Origin of the sequence: Eubacterium sp. An11 (genome assembly GCF_002161065.1) — a bacterium.
GTDB classification, from domain to species: Bacteria; Bacillota; Clostridia; order Lachnospirales; family Lachnospiraceae; genus Anaerobutyricum; species Anaerobutyricum faecale.
This window is the reverse complement of the sequence record NZ_NFLV01000002.1, coordinates 90809-107232: the sequence shown is the minus strand read 5'-3', so window position 1 is coordinate 107232 and position 16424 is coordinate 90809. Positions and strand designations below refer to the sequence as shown.

The window sequence follows — 16424 nt, the reverse complement described above, 5'->3', positions numbered from 1 at the left end:
TTGGCGCAGGGGCGGAGTTTTTTTATTTCAGCAGATCTTCAATGCATATAGAAAAATCCTTGAAGATTGTAGATGTAATAGAATCAGAAAAGGAGGACTGTGTCGAGTCTTCTTCGCCCTCAAATGAATATAGTTGCACGGTTTCCTTGATTGGATTCACAATCCAATATTCCCGAACTCCGGCCGTTCGATATTTAAACAGCTTCGTCAGGTAATCCATACGCTGGGAACTCGGGGAGACAATCTCTATAATCCAGTCCGGCGCACCGACGCAGCCTTTGTCATTGAGCTTATCACGGTCGCATATGACGGAGATATCCGGCTCGACATAATTCTTATCGTCGGCATTCAAGAAGACGGCAAATGGGGCAGGATAGACCTCACAGGAACCCCTCTTATCAGCAATATAATTGGAAATAATACGGCTAAGCTGCATAACAAGTTTCTGATGAATCCGGCTGGGCGGCACCATCATATACATATCGCCGTCGATCAGCTCTGCGCGCTGTCCTTCCGGGAGAGAGTAGATGTCTTTAATGGTGTGAGATTTTTCTCTTGGTAATGGCATGGTGGTACGCTCCTTTCTTTAAATAGATGTTTAAAATATCAATTAAAACATATGTTCGATTTTTGTTGACTTTTTCTCGCGATTTGTTTATATTTTACTCAGGGGTGATAAAATGCAAAAAATTAAGAGTAAAATCAAATTGTATTCTTTTATTATATTTCCTGCAATTATAATAATTGCTTTAAAATTTTTAATGGGAAAATCAGTATTAAAATTTAATTTTGAGCATATGGATACATTAATTAGTATAATTGTTACATTAATAGGTATATTACTAACAATTCTAACTATTTATCTATCTTTTCCAAAAAATGATAAAATAGTAGAACGAATGAAAAAAACTAAACATAATGAAATTTTATTAAAAAATATTTTCTTTGGAATATGTTTATTATCATTAGCTGTGCTACTTTGGATGTTTTCATCATATTATGAAGAGATAGTTATTTTATCAGTTGCATCCTTTAGTAATATTATTATATGTAGTTATTACTTATATAAATTAGGCAAGCTCTAAAGTATGTTTATCTAAATATTTTTTTAAATTTTCCTCGATATATGCAATATTTTTTACTGTGTCGTCAGTCAATTCTAACGGCACAGTTTTTGCATATAGCGATTCAATGAAGTTAAAAGTCTCATCCAGTCCTAATTCATTTTTACCAATTAACTTAAGCATAGAAATATGATCTTCATCTTTTTTATTTCCTAGCTGCATAATTTTATCTATAAATTTTTTGTTGGTTTTTTCAATTTTGATTTTAACTCTATATTTTGTGCTTTTAAAATCAGGCTCATTTAATATTAAATCCATTTTAGGTATTTCAGCAGATGATGGAGGACTAGCAAATTCTATTTCTAACCAAGAAGGATTTACAAGCTTTTCCGCCTCTTTTTTTACATCTTGTATGAGTTCAGGCTGAATACTAATTTGGGATAAATTATGAGAATTTTCCCAAATAGTTTGCATTAAAACATTATGAATTTGAGGGATTTTCTTATTTGCAATTGCTGCCATTCTATTATGAATGAAATCAACATAAAAGAAGGTGTAAGCCTCTAATTGGTTTTCATCATTCAATTCGGTGAACGGTTTGGCTTGCAAAGTTTCTTTATTTCGTTGTTGAATAAAATTTGTAGCTTTAAGAGCTTCTTTTACAGAACATGTTCCAAATATATGATTTTTTGAATATGTTTTTATATCAAAATACAATGTTCTTTTATCAATATCAATACGATAAAAGTTTTCCTCTGGAAAAGCACTTTTAAATATTTGATAGGAGATGGAATCACTAGTATTTTGTAAAAAGGATGTATTATTTAAACATGGTTCAGGTTTGAGAATGTAAAATTTAATTAATTTATTAACACTCATATTTATTTCTTTCCTATATTTTTGAACTCCATAATCATTTCTGTGTATCCCAGCATCCGAGCAATTTGTTCTTTGGTCAGGTCAGGATTGGAGTAGATTATTTCATCTGGTACTAAAAGTTCCGCCGCAAAGGTATTGGCTTCGTTTTCCTCTTTGGCTTTATTAAAAAATGTGCTGCCGTAGAAATAGCAGTCATTTTTTCGATGAAGTCTTGAGTGTCCTAGTTCGTGGCTTAGGACTACTTTCTCCAAGGGTGTATCAATAATGCTGCTGTTTAGCATAATGCATTTCTGCCGTTTGATGAGTAGATAACATCCCATGATCTTTCCTAAATCCCCGATCTGAACCAGGACATCAGTGCAATCACATAATTCATATGGATTGCGAGTGTGATATTTTCTTACGAGCTGATTTACGATGCTCTTGATATCCCGCTGCAAATTATCACCTACTTTTCCCCTTTGTTTTTGTTGGGGTTGTATTTTACTTTGTTAATTTCTTTTACAGTCGTGACCAAAGAATTAAGCTGGTTGCGGAACAAAAGTTTTGTCTGTTCGTCCATTTCTTCTCCGTCGTAGAACAATGGTGCTCCATCATTGGAATCTAATTTTTCCATCAACTCATTGACGGTTTTTGAGATGTCCCGTTTATCTTTATTTGTTAATCCCTTTTCTGTCTCCCCATTCAATAAGTAATCCATAGTTACGCCAAAATATTTTGCAACTGTATTTAACTTTTCTGCATTAGGTGTAGATTTATCCCATTTAACAATGGTTCCATTACCAAAACCAAGCTCTGCCTCCAAAGTGGGAAGGCTTATTCCTTCGGCATTGGCTAATTCTTTAATTCTTTCTTTTAAAGTCATAAGCCACCTCTTTCTACAAGAAAATTTTCTCGAAAAAATACTTGACAACAAGAAAATATTCTCGTATTATAGAGGATGTAAAGAGAAAACATTCTCGTAAATAGCGTAGAACAGCCAATAAACACCAAACAAAAAAGCTGTAACTAGAATATTTTCAAATTGTTTAAAACAATAATAGAATATTTTCTCTTTGTTGTCAATAATATATTAGAATTTTTTCGAGTATTATTGATTGATTTTGCGGGTCGCAGTGAATTAACAGTTATATGTGGCCTTACACCACTTTTTCAAGATGGATAGTCATTGGGAGTGACTCTCCAACCCAATAAGAAAGAGCGACTACGTTATATCCAATGCGTCGATATTTCTGGGCAAGCTCAGCGGAAGTAATCATTCTATAAAATCTGATGCATGTCACCTCCTTTCAAGGAGTGCGATTTGCGACCCGCATAATTCATTATATCAAAACATGAGAGGAGGGAAAATATTGATTCTGAAGAAAATCGACGAGCTTGCAAAGCAGCATGATATGTCAATTACAGCTCTTGAGAAAAAGCTTTCTTTTGGAAACGGGACAATCCGTAGCTGGGATAAATGTTCTCCGTCAATCGAAAAGCTTAAAAAAGTCGCTGATTATTTCGGTGTGACTGTTGATTATTTTCTGGAAGAGTAGGGAGGTGAAAGAAGGATGGTTTTAAAGAATATTTTACAGGAGCTGGTGGTGATACGAAAAGAACTCCAAGCTATCCGAAGATGCTTGGAGCCTAACGCAGAATGGATACGAGAGCCATATGGACGGAAGTTTATTCCGAATCCGATGCGTGGTAGAGGTCAATCGCAGCCGAAAGAGTCCGATGGACCAACGAGTTATGGGTCTTCCGAATGATGTACTCCATGAGAACGCTCTTATCTGAGCTATCTGGGAAAGAAGGATCTCTTGCAATGTCTGAAGCGAGATCCCCCAGGTTGGTGTCTGTCACAGTAAAAGCGGATATCCATTGCTTGAAAGATTTATCAATTTGATCCATACACTATTTATCTCCTTTCTCTTGTACTTGGTGTGGCAGCACCTGTAAGGATTGAGTAGGAGAATAGTGTAAAAAAGTCAATAAACAATTGATACCTGGAAAAGTAGAAATGAGATGGAAGGAAAATGACGGAACATAATCATACAAAAAAATTAAAAATCCAATTATTGCGGATTTTATAACAGCGTTGTCAGAAGTCGAAGATTTTTACGGTATAAAATACATTCTTTTGGCAGTCACTCAGCAAGGAAGCGTAAGGGTTCATAAATTTGTATCAATGGCTTTAAAACTGGAAGAAGAGCGTCGGCCAAAAAGAATTGAGATGAAAAAGGAGGCGATGAGAATTGAGGGAGATCATTTCCGCAGCGGAAGCCGCCCGGATTTTACATTGCCGGCCGCAGAAAGTCCGGGAACGGATCAAGGCTGGCAGATGGGCATTCGGTAAGGCTATTCCACCAGCTAAGTCTGGCGGGCAAATGACCTATGATATCTACGCTCGCCGGATGTATCAATTTTTTGGGATGGAAATTCCGGATTCTGTTCATCAGGGAGTGCGCCCAAAGGAGCAGTAACTCCAGACTGGGCGCAACAAAGCATAATAATATTACGATTATTATTTTACATCAATAAAGAGGAAAAGTGAAGATGAAATTTATAAAAAATCTGATCATCAACGCATTGACGGCAGTCGGTATCCTGATCTTTCTCTGGCTGGTCATAAGCTGGGCGGATGTGCTGATGCACAACGATCCCATCACCGGGGACAAGCAGTACATGCCCGGCAATGCGATTGTGATGATGATTGGTTTAACGGAATAAGGGAGGAAGAGACATGATAAAAGTGATCGTCGAAAGCGACGAAGAGAGAAAAGTGTTTGAGGGCAACTACGTGTTTGCCATCGCACTCAAAACGGACAGTGATCCGATGGAGGCAGACGGTATAAGCTTCGGAAGCGGTAATCCGGTCGACATAGCGGCTGCACTCGGTGCTTCCGTAGCGAACGTACTGAATGACCTGGCGGATGGAAACGCCCTTGCGAATGCAGTATTACAGGCTGCATTTTCAGAGAAGATGTTTGATGATTGAAGGGAACACAAGGATGAGGAGGAATAAAGATGTTAATGAAAGTAACATTTGAATCGATGGAAGAACTGAAAGACTTTGCAAAAATGATTTTGTCAGGGGAAGACGGAACAATATCCAAGACAGAGGGGAAAAAGACCACGGCTGACGTGGTATCTGCGGTGCCGGCGCCTCAGGTACCTGTGCAGCAAGAGGTACCAGTACAGTCTGCGCCAACACAGGCTATAGCTCCTGTGGCGGCACCGTCGACCTCAGCGGCGCAAGAATCGGCACCGCCACGGGTACAGCAACCGATTCAGACAACAGTGCCAACAGCACAGCCCTCCTATACAATGGAAGACTTGTCTAAGGCGGGAATGACTCTTATGGATTCTGGACGGCAGGGAGAATTGCGGAACCTTTTGGCACAGTTTGGCGTGCAATCCCTTCCGGATCTGCCGAAGGAGCAGTATGGGGCATTTGCCACGGCATTACGGGGATTGGGGGCGCAGATCTGATGAAAAAAGAAGAACGTGCCCATGCCCTTCTCAGTGCATCCAGCGCCCATCGCTGGGTGCATTGCACTCCGAGTGCCAGGCTGGAAGAACAGTTCCCGGATACCGGATCCGATGCAGCCGCGGAGGGGACTCTCGCTCACGCGCTGGCAGAGATCAAGGTACAGCAGTATTTTTATCCGCAGGAAGTCAGTAAGCAGAAGATGACCCGAACGGTCAATAAGCTGAAAAAAGAGGAGCATTGGAACGATGAGATGCAGGGGTATACGGATGAATACCTGGATTACATAAAGACTGCAGCAATGGCGTTTGACCATGCGCCACATGCGGATGTGGAGAAGACCGTTTACTTTGATAAATATGTCCCGGAAGGTTTCGGGACAGCGGACTGCATCCTGATCGGCGGCAGTACGCTCCATGTTATTGATTTTAAGTATGGGAAAGGCGTGCCGGTCAGTGCGGAGGAAAACCTGCAGATGATCCTGTATGCGCTGGGAGCGTATGCGGCATGCTCTATCCTTTACTCCATCGATCGGGTCAGACTTTCCATTGTGCAGCCACGTCTCAGTAACATATCGGAGTGGGAATGTGGCATTCCGGAACTTTTGGCTTACGGCGATTTTATCGCTGATCGGGCAGCAATCGCATTTAAAGGAGAGGGAGAGTTTGCTCCCGGTGAGGAAGCCTGCCGGTTCTGCCGGGCGCGGGCGCAGTGCCGGGCCAGGGCGGAGGAAAATGTACGGCTGGCATTTTTTACCGACAAAAAGCCACCGCTCATCACCAATGAAGAAGTAGGGGAATACCTGGAAAAAGGGGAAGATGTGGCCAAATGGCTGAAAGACCTGAAAGAGTATGCCCTGAAAGAATGCCTGGCAGGCAAAGAGATCTCAGGATGGAAAGCCGTGGAAGGCAGAGGTTCCCGCGACTGGACCGATATGGACAAGGCGTTTAAGACCCTGACAGATAATGGTATCGATGCTGCCATCTTGTGGGAAAGGACGCCATTGTCATTGGCACAGGTGGAAAAAACAGTCGGCAAAAAAGAATTCCAGACCCTGGTCGGAGAGTATGTGGTCAAAAACCCAGGGAAGCCAGCACTGGCAAAAGAATCAGATAAACGTCCGGCGGTCACAAATAAAGTGAGCGCGGCAGAAGCCTTTGGCGGATCAGAGGCAGGAAAGAAGGGGGAAAATCCAGATGAATGAATTAACGAACGTAACAACAGGAAAAGCAAGATTATCTTATGTACATTTATTTAAACCATACGCATATCAGCCAGGGCAGGAAGAAAAGTTCAGCGTGACCGTCCTCGTACCAAAATCAGATGCAGACACAAAAGCCCGCATCGATGCGGCCATCGAAGCGGCAAAGCAGAGAGGAATCAATGAAAAATGGAATGGGCAGTGCCCGCCGATCGTGCCAACACCAGTTTATGATGGGGATGGAGTACGGCCATCTGATGGGATGCCGTTTGGTCCGGAGTGCAAAGGGCACTGGGTCTTTACTGCCAGTGCCAAAGAAGACTATCCTCCGGAAGTCGTGGACAAGATGGGAAATCCTATCATCAACCATTCCGAAGTGTATTCCGGGATCTATGGCCGGGTCAATGTATCGTTTTTTCCATACGCGTTTGGCGGGAAAAAAGGAATCGGATGCGGCTTGGGTCCGGTGCAGAAACTGGAGGATGGAGAGCCTCTTGGCGGATCTGCACCAACGGCGGCGCAGGCGTTCGGTTTCACACAACCTGTACAGCCGGCTCAGACGACCCAGCAGGCATACCAGCAGCCAGCGGCGCAGGCGATCAATCCGATCACTGGGATGCCGTACTGATAACAGGGAGGGGCATTGCGCCCCTCTGCCTTTCTAATGGAGGCCAGAATGAGACATTTAAGTATAGACATTGAGACAAGATCCAGCGAGGATATCGGGAAAGTCGGACTGTATAAATATGCGCAGTCAGATGATTTTTCTATCCTCCTTTTTGCCTATAAAGCGGACGGGGAGCCGGTGGAAGTCATCAACATGGCACAGGGGGAGCAGATCCCGGGAGAAATTCTGCTGGCACTATCTGATCCGAAAGTAATCAAGCATGCGTATAATGCAGCCTTTGAGTGGTATTGCCTGAACCAGGCGGGTTATGTGACGCCCCTTGCGCAGTGGCGCTGTACGATGGCGCACAGCCTGTACTGCGGATATCCTGCAGGACTGGATGCCACCGGCAAAGCCATCGGGCTGCCACAAGATAAGCAGAAACTGTCTGTCGGCAAGGCGCTCATTCGGTATTTCTGCGTGCCCTGCAAACCTACAAAGAGGAACGGCGGGAGAATATGGAACTTGCCGCAACACGATCCTATAAAATGGGATCTGTTTATGGAGTATAACCGACAGGACGTGGTGACGGAGTACGAGATCCTGCAGAGGCTTAATCTGTACCCGATGCCAGAAGATGAGGAACGCCTGTGGCGGATGACCACGGAGATGAACACCCTCGGCGTCCGGGTGGATGCCACGCTGATCGAAGGTGCGCTCACCATCCATGAGCAGTCGGCGCAGGAACTGACAGACGAGGCGGTAAGGATCACAGGGCTTGCAAACCCAAACAGCACAGCGCAGCTAAAAGCGTGGCTGGAAGAAACGATGTTCGACTGGTGTGGGACAGACATCCAGATAGATAGCCTACGGAAAGAGGACGTCTCCAACCTTTTGAGGATAGAGGACCTTCCGGCGGACGTGCGGCGGGTTCTGGAGATCCGGCAACAGTTGGGAAAGACATCCATCAAGAAATATGTGACGATACACGCGGCCAAGGGAAGGGATGACCGGGTAAGGGGACTCACGCAGTATTATGGGGCAAACCGTACGGGGCGGTGGGCCGGCCGCATGGTCCAGATGCAGAACCTGCCGAGGAATTATCTGAAGACACTGGACTATGCCAGGAACCTCGTGAAGAAGAAAAATTATGATGGTCTCCAGATGCTGTATGGGAATGTGCCGGATACGCTCTCCCAGCTCATCCGGACGGCGTTCATCCCGTCTGAGGGACATAAGTTCGTGGTCGCTGATTTCTCTGCCATCGAGGCGCGTGTCATCGCATGGATGGCCGGGGAACAATGGGTCAATGAAGTATTCGCCACGCACGGAAAGATCTACGAAGCGACAGCATCGCAGATGTTCCATGTGCCGATCGAGAAGATCGTAAAGGGAAACCCGGAGTACAGCCTGCGGCAAAAAGGAAAAGTGGCCACTCTTGCACTGGGTTATCAGGGCGGGATAAATGCGCTGGTGTCCATGGGCGCATTGAACATGGGAATCCCGGAAGAGGAACTCCCGGATATCGTCCAGCGCTGGCGGCAGGCCAACCGGCGGATCTGTGACCTGTGGTATGCCGTGGAACAGGCGGCGCTCACGACCATGCAGACGGCGCAGCCACAGGCGATCCATGGATTGATATTTGCCCTGGAAGGAGACATCGTGTATGGACAGTGTTTCCTGACGGTGCAGCTGCCATCGGGCAGGAAATTGTATTACCCTAAGCCGTTCCTGCAGGAGAACCAGTTTGGCAAAATGGCAGTCCATTATCATACAGTAGGACAGCAGTCGAAGAAGTGGGAAGTCACATCGACATACGGCGGAAAAATGACGGAAAACATTGTCCAGGCAGTCGCAAGGGATTGCCTGGCAGAGACACTGAAAAAGATAGATGACCGAGGGCTGCAGGTAGTCTTTCACGTCCATGACGAAGTCATCATCGATGCTCCCATGGATGTGACGGTGGAAGAGATCTGCAGCATCATGGCTGAACCCATTTCCTGGGCGCCGGGACTGATCCTTCGGGGCGCCGGGTTTGAGGGAAGCTATTACAGGAAAGATTAGAGGAGGGAGACGTTTGCAGTATAACCGAACATTACGCATCAGCACGGCGGGGAGCCGGAAGGCAACGCACTGGCCGGAGAGTTCTCTCCTTTGGTCTGAGTTTGTGGATAAACTGAAAACGCCGGTCCGCAGCAGTGAGACCATGGAAGAATATCTGGCCATGGGAAAGGCAAAACAGGCGGAGCTTAAAGACGTCGGCGGATTTGTCGGCGGTACCTTTTCCAATGGCCGGCGAAAACCGGTATATCTTACGGGCAGGGATCTTGTGACCTTGGACATGGACAATATCCCCGCCGGGGGCACAGAGGATATCCTGCGGCGGATCGGCGGCCTTGGATGCGCTGCTGTCGTTTACAGCACAAGAAAACATACCGGGTATGCCCCGCGGCTGCGGGTCATCATCCCGTTGGATGTAACGGCCTCATCGGATGAATATGAGCCGACAGCGCGGAAACTGGCGTCGCTCATCGGGATCGAGTTCTGCGACCCAACAACATTTGAATCAGCGCGGCTCATGTATTGGCCAAGCTGCTGTCAGGATGGGGAATACATTTACCAGGTCTACGACAGCCCGTTCTGCAGCAAGGCCGGCCTGCTGGCCATGTACGGCGACTGGACGGATGTCAGCCAATGGCCAAAAGTACCGGGGACAGAGAAACTGGAAAAGCGCCGCCTGGCGCGCCAGGAAGACCCGACCACAAAGCGCGGCGTGATCGGCGCCTTCTGCCGGACGTACAGCATCACACAGGCGATGGCAGCCTTTATCCCCGGCATGTATGAGGAGACAGCCATACCAGGCAGATATACATATACCGGCGGTTCCACGCAGGGTGGAGCTGTTGTCTATGACGGAGATCTGTTCCTCTATTCCCATCATGCGACAGACCCGTGTTCCGGCCTGCTGGTCAATGCGTTTGACATGGTGCGCCTGCATATGTTTGGCGACCAGGATGCGGAGGCGAAAGAGGGGACGCCGAACAACAAGCTGCCCTCTTTTATGGCGATGTCGCGGCTGGCAAGGGGTGATAAACAGGTATCTACCCTCATGACGAAGGAGGCATTTGAACAGGCGCAGGCAGCGTTTGATGCGCCGGTGGAAGATTCGGAGGAGACAGATTATTCCTGGATGGATCGGCTTACAAAAGATGCATCCGGAAAGATTGCAAAGACCATCAATAACGCGGTCCTCGTCCTCGAGAATGACCCGAACCTGAAGGGAAAGATCGTGACAGACGAGTTCGCCGGGTGCAGCCTGCTGACAGGGCCTGTGCCATGGGATAAGACGGCGCAGAAACACCGGTGGAAGGATGAGGACGACGCTGGTTATTATAATTATCTGGAGCTCTTCTACGGCATCACCGGGCGGGAAAAGCTGGACAATGCCCTCCTCATTGTGAGCAGCCAGAATAAGGTGAATGATGTGAAGGATTATCTGGAGAGTCTGCAGTGGGATGGCGTTCCCCGGTTGGATACCCTCCTGCCGGACTATCTGGGCGCTGCAGATAATGCGTATACCCGCGCAGTGATGCGCAAATCCCTCTGCGCCGCGGTGGCCCGTGCCATCGTGGGCGGCGTGAAGTACGACTATATGCCTATCCTCACTGGACCGCAGGGCATCGGCAAGAGTACCTTTTTGAGCACCCTTGGAAAGGGATGGTTTTCCGACAGCCTCACGTCCTTTGAAGGGAAAGAGGCGGCAGAACTGATACAGGGAACCTGGATCAACGAAGTGGGTGAGCTGACTGCCATGACAAAACAGGAGACGAACGCGGTCAAGCAGTTTTTATCCAAACGGGAAGATATCTACCGGGCGGCATACGGCCGGCGGGTGAACCGGCATCCTCGCCGGTGCGTGTTCTTCGGGACCAGTAATGAGGAAGAATTTTTGAAGGATACGACCGGGAACCGGCGGTTCTGGCCAGTGGATGTGGGCGTATACCCGGCAAAGAAATCCATATGGCGGGACCTTCCGGAAGAGGTGGACCAGATCTGGGCGGAAGCCTATACCTACTGGATGCTGGGAGAGCCATTGTATCTGGACAAAGACGTGGAAAAGCTGGCAGAAGAGATGCAGGAACATCACCGGGAAAACTCCGGGAAGGAAGGACTCGTGCTGGAATTTCTGGAGCAGAAAGTCCCGGAAAACTGGAACGCTTTCTCGCTTACACAGCGACGTCAATTCTGGAGTGGGAACCTCCGTGGGCCGGATGTCAAGCTGGTAAAGAGGGAAAAAGTCTGTGCGGTGGAAGTATGGACAGAATGCTTCAGCGGGGACCCAAAGTACATGAAGAAATCTGACAGCAGAGAAATCAACGGGATTTTGTCTGGTATCAAAGGTTGGAGACGGAATAAATCAAAGCGGAGGTATGGTCCATATGGTATACAAAGAGGGTTTGAAGCGATACCAAAAGGCGATGACAAAAGGGTAGATATGTGACAATTGTAAATGGTAACGGTATCGAACGCGAGTGATACCACAAAATTACGGCAACACGGAAAGACAACAGTTTCAGAAACGCAAAAACCCTGATAAACAAAGGTTATTTTATTATACGTTACCAATGTTACCATTTATCTATATAAAGGAAAAAATAAATAAAATAGGTAGTATAGCTGTATTACCTAATATTACCTAAATAGCCTAATAAAGTAGTCATAATATATAAATAAAAGGCAATTTGGGCATGGCGGGAGGAATGGATCATGAAAAGTGAAAACATAATCTGTGCAGAAATGTTGCTGGCAAAATATTTTTCAGATGGCAGAAAAGAAGGACTGGCCCAAGAAATCATCGCATATGTGAAATCACAGATGAAAGGTTCCGGGGTACGCCGGTCAGATATCAGAGAGGCCCGGAAGAACCTGGGAATCACGAGTCATCACAGAGGTGATGTGTATGTATGGTCATGGTCAGACAGTAAAAGTCCAGATGACGTCTGGTGTGAGAAAAGTGGGGAGTTGATGAGATGCGGGAAAAAGAGATAGAGGCATTGCTGCGGGATGGAGTAAAGAGGCTGGGTGGTATTGCATACAAGTTTACAAGCCCGGGAAATAGCGGGGTTCCGGATCGGCTGGTCGTTTTCCGGGGCCGGGCACCGATCTTTGTGGAGTTGAAGACAAAGGCAGGGAGACTCACAGAACTGCAAGAGGTGCAGATCGAGCGTCTCCGTTCTCTGGGACAGGATGTCCGGGTGCTTTACGGGAAAGACGACGTCTTGAAATTTTTAAGCCTGCAGGAAACACTGCAGAAAATCATGGATGAACTGTTGGGAGGTGGCGACGGTGCAATTTAAGCCACACGCTTATCAGGATTACTGCATCCAGAAGATCATCGACGCCAAAAAGATCGGCCTGTTCCTTGACATGGGTTTAGGCAAGACAGTTACAACACTGACGGCCATCCGGGAATTAAAATGCAACCGGTTCGAGGTCAGGAAGGTGCTGATCATTGCGCCGAAGAAAGTGGCAGAAGGGACCTGGACCAGGGAAAAGGACAAGTGGGAACACACGAAGATCCTCCGGGTGTCTCAGGTACTGGGAAGTCAGGCGAAGCGCATCCGGGCGCTGAACACGCCGGCAGACCTTTATATCACGAACCGGGAGAATGTTGTGTGGCTGGTGGATTATTACCGGAATGCCTGGCCATTTGACATGGTGGTCATCGATGAGAGCAGCAGTTTTAAAAGCCATAACGCAAAGCGGTTCAAAGCCCTGGCCAGTGTCAGCGGACACATCGATCGCCTGGTAGAGTTGACTGGTACTCCTTCACCGAATGGTCTGAATGACCTGTGGTCGCAGGTCTATCTGTTGGACGGCGGAGAGCGCCTGGGAAAACGGTATACACAGTTCCGGGAACATTACTTCGATCCGGGTGATCGCGGGCAGAATGTGATTTATAATTACAAGCCAAAGCAGGGCAGTGAGGAGAGCATCATGGCGAAGATCTCAGATATCTGTGTATCCATGAAGGCAGAAGATTATCTGCAGCTTCCACCTGTGACGTTCCACGAAGTGCCGGTAGTGTTGGACGCCAGAGCAAAAAAGGCATACCAGGAGCTGGAGAAAAAGATGATCTTAGGGCTGCCGGAGGAAGAAGAGATCAGCGTGACTAGTGCGGCGGCATTATCCAACAAGCTTCTGCAGCTGTCCAATGGGGCGGTATATGACGATGACCATAATGTCCACGAGGTACATAACTGCAAAATTGAGGCTTTCATGGAGCTGATCGAGTCCCTGCAGGGGAAGCCGGCCCTGGTGTTTTATAATTTCCAACACGATAAGTTCCGGATCCTGAAAGCATTGGAGAAGACCGGGCTGACGGTACGGGAATTAAAAAGGCCAGAGGATGAAGATGCCTGGAACCGCCGGGAGGTGGATGTCCTTCTGGCCCACCCGGCCAGCAGTGCCTATGGGCTGAACCTGCAGGACGGTGGCAATCATGTCATCTGGTTCGGGCTTACTTGGAATTACGAGCAGTATACGCAGGCCAATAAGCGTCTGCACCGGCAGGGACAGACGGAGCGGGTGATTATCCATCATCTGGTCTGTACAGGCACAAGAGACGAAGACGTTATGGCCGCTCTCAGCCGGAAAGAAGACGTACAGGATTATGTGATGCAGAGCTTAAAAGCAAGGATCCAGGCAGTGAAAGAAGAGATGAAAAAGAAAGGGAGAATGTGATCATGGGACTTACTATTGCAACAAAAGACAGACGGTTTTGTTTGAAAATGGACGAAGAAAAATGTGAGGCGTTATTTAACAGGATTGTGTCAGATATCCTGGCGGGGGATGATAATCCGCAGGATGATTGCTATCTCCCGGAGATACTGCTGGAGCCGGATGTGAATGAAGCAGTTGCTGTAGGGGATAAAGCAAGCACGTCCGTGCCGGCGATGAATGAGGCATTGAAGATACAATCACCATCTGAGGTTCACAAAAAAAAGATTTTTGATAATCTCACTCCTTCCGGTAACGAGAGTGAGGAAGAGATACTTCCGGGAGAAAAGAATAGTGGATACGGTGGATTCTTGTACCTGGAATGCCCGTATTGTGGAAAACGTAGAGCTTTCTGTTCCAGACGCAAGTTGAGAGAATATAAATGTGACAGCTGTGGGAAGAAAACGGAACTGCATGACCTGGCGCAGATGTTCCTGAACTGTGAGTGCGGCAGGAATGCTGCGTATCTGACAAATATAACCGATGAGATGTTGGACGTAAACTGCATCAATTGTGGGATGCCTGTAGCCGTCCAGTACAATGCAAAGAAAAAGATTTATGAAACAATCAGAGGTGAAGGGGATTGAAAAAGATCAGGGTATTCCCGGCGCCGCATGTAGAATTAGTGCTGCATGTGTCGGATCGGATGGTTGAAGACTATAGGGATTGCATCTGCAGGAACTGTGAGAGCTGCAGCTGGAATGACGTTCGGATCGGCAATACAGCATTGTGTGGGCTGGCTGATGTACGCCGACAGTTAAGCCAAAAAGATTAAATATGACAAAGGGAAAGGAAGAGTGATTCCTTTGGGAAAAAGATTGCGAGACATGACCTGGGATGATTACGGGATATCAAAACATCGTTACCAGGAACTCAAGGCGTTTTGCCTTCAGTATGAGGAGAAAAAGAACAAGATAAGGTATGGATTGTCTTCTGTGCAAAACGATGGTGCTCCCGCCGGCGGCGGTGTCGGAAGGCCAACGGAACGGCAGGCGATCGACAATGAGCAGTACAAGAGGGATTGTCTCATGATTGAAGAAGCTGCTGTCCGGGCGAATCCGGGAATATGGAAGTACATACTGAAATCAGTCACGCTAGGGCTGCCGTATGAGTTTATTGAATATGATGCAGAGCAAGGAAAGATTCCAATGTGTAGAAGTGATTTCTATGGTACGCGAAGAAAATTCTATGCAATATTAAATGAATTAAAAATTGGAGCACAAATTGAGCACCAAAACGTGATATTATGATAGCGTGATTTAATCACAGAGGACGATTACCAGATACTGGGACATTGAGATTCCTCCCCTTAAAACATTTTTTTTTGAAACACCCTGTAGAAATATGGGGTGTTTTGTTCGTGCAATATTTTTTATCGGATATTGTAGTATTTTACAGGTGTTTGGTGTAAAATGGAGAAAAATGTTTTACGGGAGGAAAACGCTATAATGAGGTTGTATGGAATGTACTATGCGTGTAAAAAATATTTGCAAGCTGTTGCTGACATGGAAGTCGAGAACAGAATTGCCAATGGAAGCACTATAAAGTTCATTTCCGGATGGAAAAACAAAGCTACGATTTTAAATGAACTAGCTAAAATTGAACCCCTTAGGCAGGAGGTAAGAAAGTTTTATGAAACGATTCCAGTTATGTATCGTGATCAAGATCGTTTCGATATAACAACGTCTAATGCAAATAAGTATATAGCGGCAAGAAAAGAATTATTAACTTCTATGAAGGCTATAGTAAATTTATATGAATCAATAAATTCCTCTAAAAGTAGTAATAATGTAATGGGGATTGATATAAAACTTCCGCAGTTCAATGATATTGGTGAATTTTCTAAATGCTTGCAAGATTTAGATTTTGTAATAAAACAATGCCCATATCTTCAAAATAAAGACGCAGAAATAAAATATAGTTCTGTTGATGTAGGGTCAACATGGCTTACTTTTTTAGTTATAGGGGCAGCAGGAATAACTCTAATAAAAAATCTGTGTAGCATAGTGGATTATGCAATTAAAATTAAATCACATTTCTTGACAGTAAAAGCACAGGAAGAGGCTTTTCAATCATTGAAATTACAGAATGACGTTATGATTCAAGTTACAGAAGCATTTGATAAGGCCAATAATGTTGTGGTGCAGAATTGCGTTGAAGATCTCGAAAGAGAATTAGGAGCTTTAAAGGATGGGGAAGAAAAGGGAAAGGTTGGAAAAAGTTTGGAAAAACTTAGTTTTTGGATGGATAAAGGATTACAAATTTATTCGGCCATTGATGCCCCAGATGAAATAAAGGATTTGTTTCCAGAACAAGAAGAAATGCCAAAGTTATCAGATGATTTAATTAAATTAATTGAAATGAAAAAAGAAAATAAATAATCATAAAAAAGCATCCTCCGAGGTGCTTTTCTTTCCCCAA

General features: G+C 45.9%; 21 protein-coding genes. 16 read left to right on the top strand and 5 right to left on the bottom strand.

Going from position 1 to position 16424, the window contains the following annotated elements; genetic code table 11:
• Positions 1–22: 22 nt before the first annotated feature.
• Entirely contained in the window at positions 23–568 is a 546-nt protein-coding gene (locus B5E53_RS02410; protein WP_087312422.1) for a Uma2 family endonuclease, read from the bottom strand.
• Between the two features lie 112 nt (positions 569–680).
• Here B5E53_RS02410 and B5E53_RS02405 point away from each other — a divergent pair, with 112 nt between their 5' ends.
• Positions 681–1085 carry a hypothetical protein gene (locus B5E53_RS02405; protein WP_087312420.1) on the top strand — a complete coding sequence of 135 codons (405 nt, stop codon included), beginning with the start codon at positions 681–683 and terminating at the stop codon, positions 1083–1085.
• Here the strand turns inward: B5E53_RS02405 and B5E53_RS02400 are convergent.
• From B5E53_RS02400 to B5E53_RS02390, 3 genes are read right to left on the bottom strand one after another with little or no spacing between them, the layout of a single operon-like run.
• Positions 1071–1943 (bottom strand): hypothetical protein, encoded by an 873-nt coding sequence (locus tag B5E53_RS02400; protein ID WP_087312418.1) that lies wholly within the window; start codon positions 1941–1943, stop codon positions 1071–1073. The two genes, B5E53_RS02405 and B5E53_RS02400, sit on opposite strands and share 15 nt — an antisense overlap.
• A 2-nt stretch (positions 1944–1945) precedes the next feature.
• Positions 1946–2383, bottom strand: a complete 438-nt coding sequence (locus tag B5E53_RS02395) for an ImmA/IrrE family metallo-endopeptidase (protein ID WP_162611757.1) — start codon at positions 2381–2383, stop codon at positions 1946–1948.
• Positions 2384–2391: 8 nt separating this feature from the next.
• Positions 2392–2808, bottom strand: coding sequence for a helix-turn-helix transcriptional regulator (locus B5E53_RS02390; protein WP_087312414.1), 417 nt, complete (start codon positions 2806–2808; stop codon positions 2392–2394).
• Between the two features lie 487 nt (positions 2809–3295).
• Between B5E53_RS02390 and B5E53_RS02385 the strand changes: the two genes are divergently transcribed.
• The gene (locus B5E53_RS02385) at positions 3296–3481 is read left to right on the top strand and encodes a helix-turn-helix transcriptional regulator (RefSeq protein WP_087312412.1); all 186 of its coding nucleotides are present in this window, start codon (positions 3296–3298) and stop codon (positions 3479–3481) included.
• A gap of 130 nt (positions 3482–3611) precedes the next feature.
• Here B5E53_RS02385 and B5E53_RS02380 read toward each other — a convergent pair whose 3' ends face one another.
• Positions 3612–3836, bottom strand: a complete 225-nt coding sequence (locus tag B5E53_RS02380) for a YozE family protein (RefSeq protein ID WP_087312410.1) — start codon at positions 3834–3836, stop codon at positions 3612–3614.
• A gap of 277 nt (positions 3837–4113) precedes the next feature.
• Between B5E53_RS02380 and B5E53_RS19055 the strand changes: the two genes are divergently transcribed.
• From B5E53_RS19055 to B5E53_RS02320, 14 genes are all read left to right on the top strand, one after another.
• Entirely contained in the window at positions 4114–4281 is a 168-nt protein-coding gene (locus B5E53_RS19055) for a hypothetical protein (RefSeq protein WP_162611756.1), read from the top strand.
• Positions 4282–4481: 200 nt separating this feature from the next.
• Positions 4482–4655, top strand: coding sequence for a hypothetical protein (locus tag B5E53_RS19050; protein ID WP_162611755.1), 174 nt, complete (start codon positions 4482–4484; stop codon positions 4653–4655).
• A gap of 13 nt (positions 4656–4668) precedes the next feature.
• On the top strand, positions 4669–4923 hold the full coding sequence (locus tag B5E53_RS02375; protein WP_087312408.1) for a hypothetical protein: 255 nt from the start codon (positions 4669–4671) through the stop codon (positions 4921–4923).
• Positions 4924–4952: 29 nt separating this feature from the next.
• The gene (locus B5E53_RS02370; RefSeq protein WP_087312406.1) at positions 4953–5417 is read left to right on the top strand and encodes a hypothetical protein; all 465 of its coding nucleotides are present in this window, start codon (positions 4953–4955) and stop codon (positions 5415–5417) included.
• On the top strand, positions 5417–6619 hold the full coding sequence (locus tag B5E53_RS02365; protein ID WP_087312404.1) for a DUF2800 domain-containing protein: 1203 nt from the start codon (positions 5417–5419) through the stop codon (positions 6617–6619). Before B5E53_RS02370 ends, B5E53_RS02365 begins: the two co-directional genes overlap by 1 nt.
• A complete protein-coding gene (locus B5E53_RS02360) occupies positions 6612–7244 on the top strand; it encodes a DUF2815 family protein (protein ID WP_087312402.1) in 633 nt (210 codons plus the stop codon). The genes B5E53_RS02365 and B5E53_RS02360 overlap by 8 nt, the downstream gene beginning before the upstream one ends.
• Before the next feature lie 48 nt (positions 7245–7292).
• Entirely contained in the window at positions 7293–9287 is a 1995-nt protein-coding gene (locus B5E53_RS02355; protein ID WP_087312621.1) for a DNA polymerase, read from the top strand.
• A 103-nt stretch (positions 9288–9390) separates the two neighbouring features.
• Complete coding sequence (locus B5E53_RS02350; RefSeq protein WP_343215571.1) at positions 9391–11724, top strand: virulence-associated E family protein; 2334 nt, start codon at positions 9391–9393, stop codon at positions 11722–11724.
• Positions 11725–11990: 266 nt separating this feature from the next.
• Positions 11991–12272, top strand: a complete 282-nt coding sequence (locus B5E53_RS02345; RefSeq protein ID WP_087312398.1) for a hypothetical protein — start codon at positions 11991–11993, stop codon at positions 12270–12272.
• Positions 12254–12580 carry a VRR-NUC domain-containing protein gene (locus B5E53_RS02340; RefSeq protein ID WP_087312396.1) on the top strand — a complete coding sequence of 109 codons (327 nt, stop codon included), beginning with the start codon at positions 12254–12256 and terminating at the stop codon, positions 12578–12580. The genes B5E53_RS02345 and B5E53_RS02340 overlap by 19 nt, the downstream gene beginning before the upstream one ends.
• A complete protein-coding gene (locus B5E53_RS02335; RefSeq protein WP_087312394.1) occupies positions 12546–13967 on the top strand; it encodes a DEAD/DEAH box helicase in 1422 nt (473 codons plus the stop codon). The genes B5E53_RS02340 and B5E53_RS02335 overlap by 35 nt, the downstream gene beginning before the upstream one ends.
• Positions 13968–13969: 2 nt before the next feature.
• Complete coding sequence (locus B5E53_RS02330; protein WP_087312392.1) at positions 13970–14590, top strand: hypothetical protein; 621 nt, start codon at positions 13970–13972, stop codon at positions 14588–14590.
• A gap of 219 nt (positions 14591–14809) precedes the next feature.
• Complete coding sequence (locus B5E53_RS02325; protein ID WP_140401429.1) at positions 14810–15253, top strand: hypothetical protein; 444 nt, start codon at positions 14810–14812, stop codon at positions 15251–15253.
• Between the two features lie 162 nt (positions 15254–15415).
• The gene (locus B5E53_RS02320) at positions 15416–16384 is read left to right on the top strand and encodes a hypothetical protein (RefSeq protein WP_140401428.1); all 969 of its coding nucleotides are present in this window, start codon (positions 15416–15418) and stop codon (positions 16382–16384) included.
• Positions 16385–16424 lie beyond the last annotated feature (40 nt).

Coding starts and splice junctions, on each gene's coding strand:
- B5E53_RS02410 (WP_087312422.1), bottom strand. CDS start 568: ATGCCATTACCAAGAGAAAAATCTCACACCATTAAAGACATCTACTCT.
- B5E53_RS02405 (WP_087312420.1), top strand. CDS start 681: ATGCAAAAAATTAAGAGTAAAATCAAATTGTATTCTTTTATTATATTT.
- B5E53_RS02400 (WP_087312418.1), bottom strand. CDS start 1,943: ATGAGTGTTAATAAATTAATTAAATTTTACATTCTCAAACCTGAACCA.
- B5E53_RS02390 (WP_087312414.1), bottom strand. CDS start 2,808: ATGACTTTAAAAGAAAGAATTAAAGAATTAGCCAATGCCGAAGGAATA.
- B5E53_RS02380 (WP_087312410.1), bottom strand. CDS start 3,836: ATGGATCAAATTGATAAATCTTTCAAGCAATGGATATCCGCTTTTACT.
- B5E53_RS19055 (WP_162611756.1), top strand. CDS start 4,114: ATGGCTTTAAAACTGGAAGAAGAGCGTCGGCCAAAAAGAATTGAGATG.
- B5E53_RS19050 (WP_162611755.1), top strand. CDS start 4,482: ATGAAATTTATAAAAAATCTGATCATCAACGCATTGACGGCAGTCGGT.
- B5E53_RS02375 (WP_087312408.1), top strand. CDS start 4,669: ATGATAAAAGTGATCGTCGAAAGCGACGAAGAGAGAAAAGTGTTTGAG.
- B5E53_RS02370 (WP_087312406.1), top strand. CDS start 4,953: ATGTTAATGAAAGTAACATTTGAATCGATGGAAGAACTGAAAGACTTT.
- B5E53_RS02365 (WP_087312404.1), top strand. CDS start 5,417: ATGAAAAAAGAAGAACGTGCCCATGCCCTTCTCAGTGCATCCAGCGCC.
- B5E53_RS02360 (WP_087312402.1), top strand. CDS start 6,612: ATGAATGAATTAACGAACGTAACAACAGGAAAAGCAAGATTATCTTAT.
- B5E53_RS02355 (WP_087312621.1), top strand. CDS start 7,293: ATGAGACATTTAAGTATAGACATTGAGACAAGATCCAGCGAGGATATC.
- B5E53_RS02345 (WP_087312398.1), top strand. CDS start 11,991: ATGAAAAGTGAAAACATAATCTGTGCAGAAATGTTGCTGGCAAAATAT.
- B5E53_RS02340 (WP_087312396.1), top strand. CDS start 12,254: ATGCGGGAAAAAGAGATAGAGGCATTGCTGCGGGATGGAGTAAAGAGG.
- B5E53_RS02335 (WP_087312394.1), top strand. CDS start 12,546: ATGAACTGTTGGGAGGTGGCGACGGTGCAATTTAAGCCACACGCTTAT.
- B5E53_RS02330 (WP_087312392.1), top strand. CDS start 13,970: ATGGGACTTACTATTGCAACAAAAGACAGACGGTTTTGTTTGAAAATG.
- B5E53_RS02320 (WP_140401428.1), top strand. CDS start 15,416: ATGGAGAAAAATGTTTTACGGGAGGAAAACGCTATAATGAGGTTGTAT.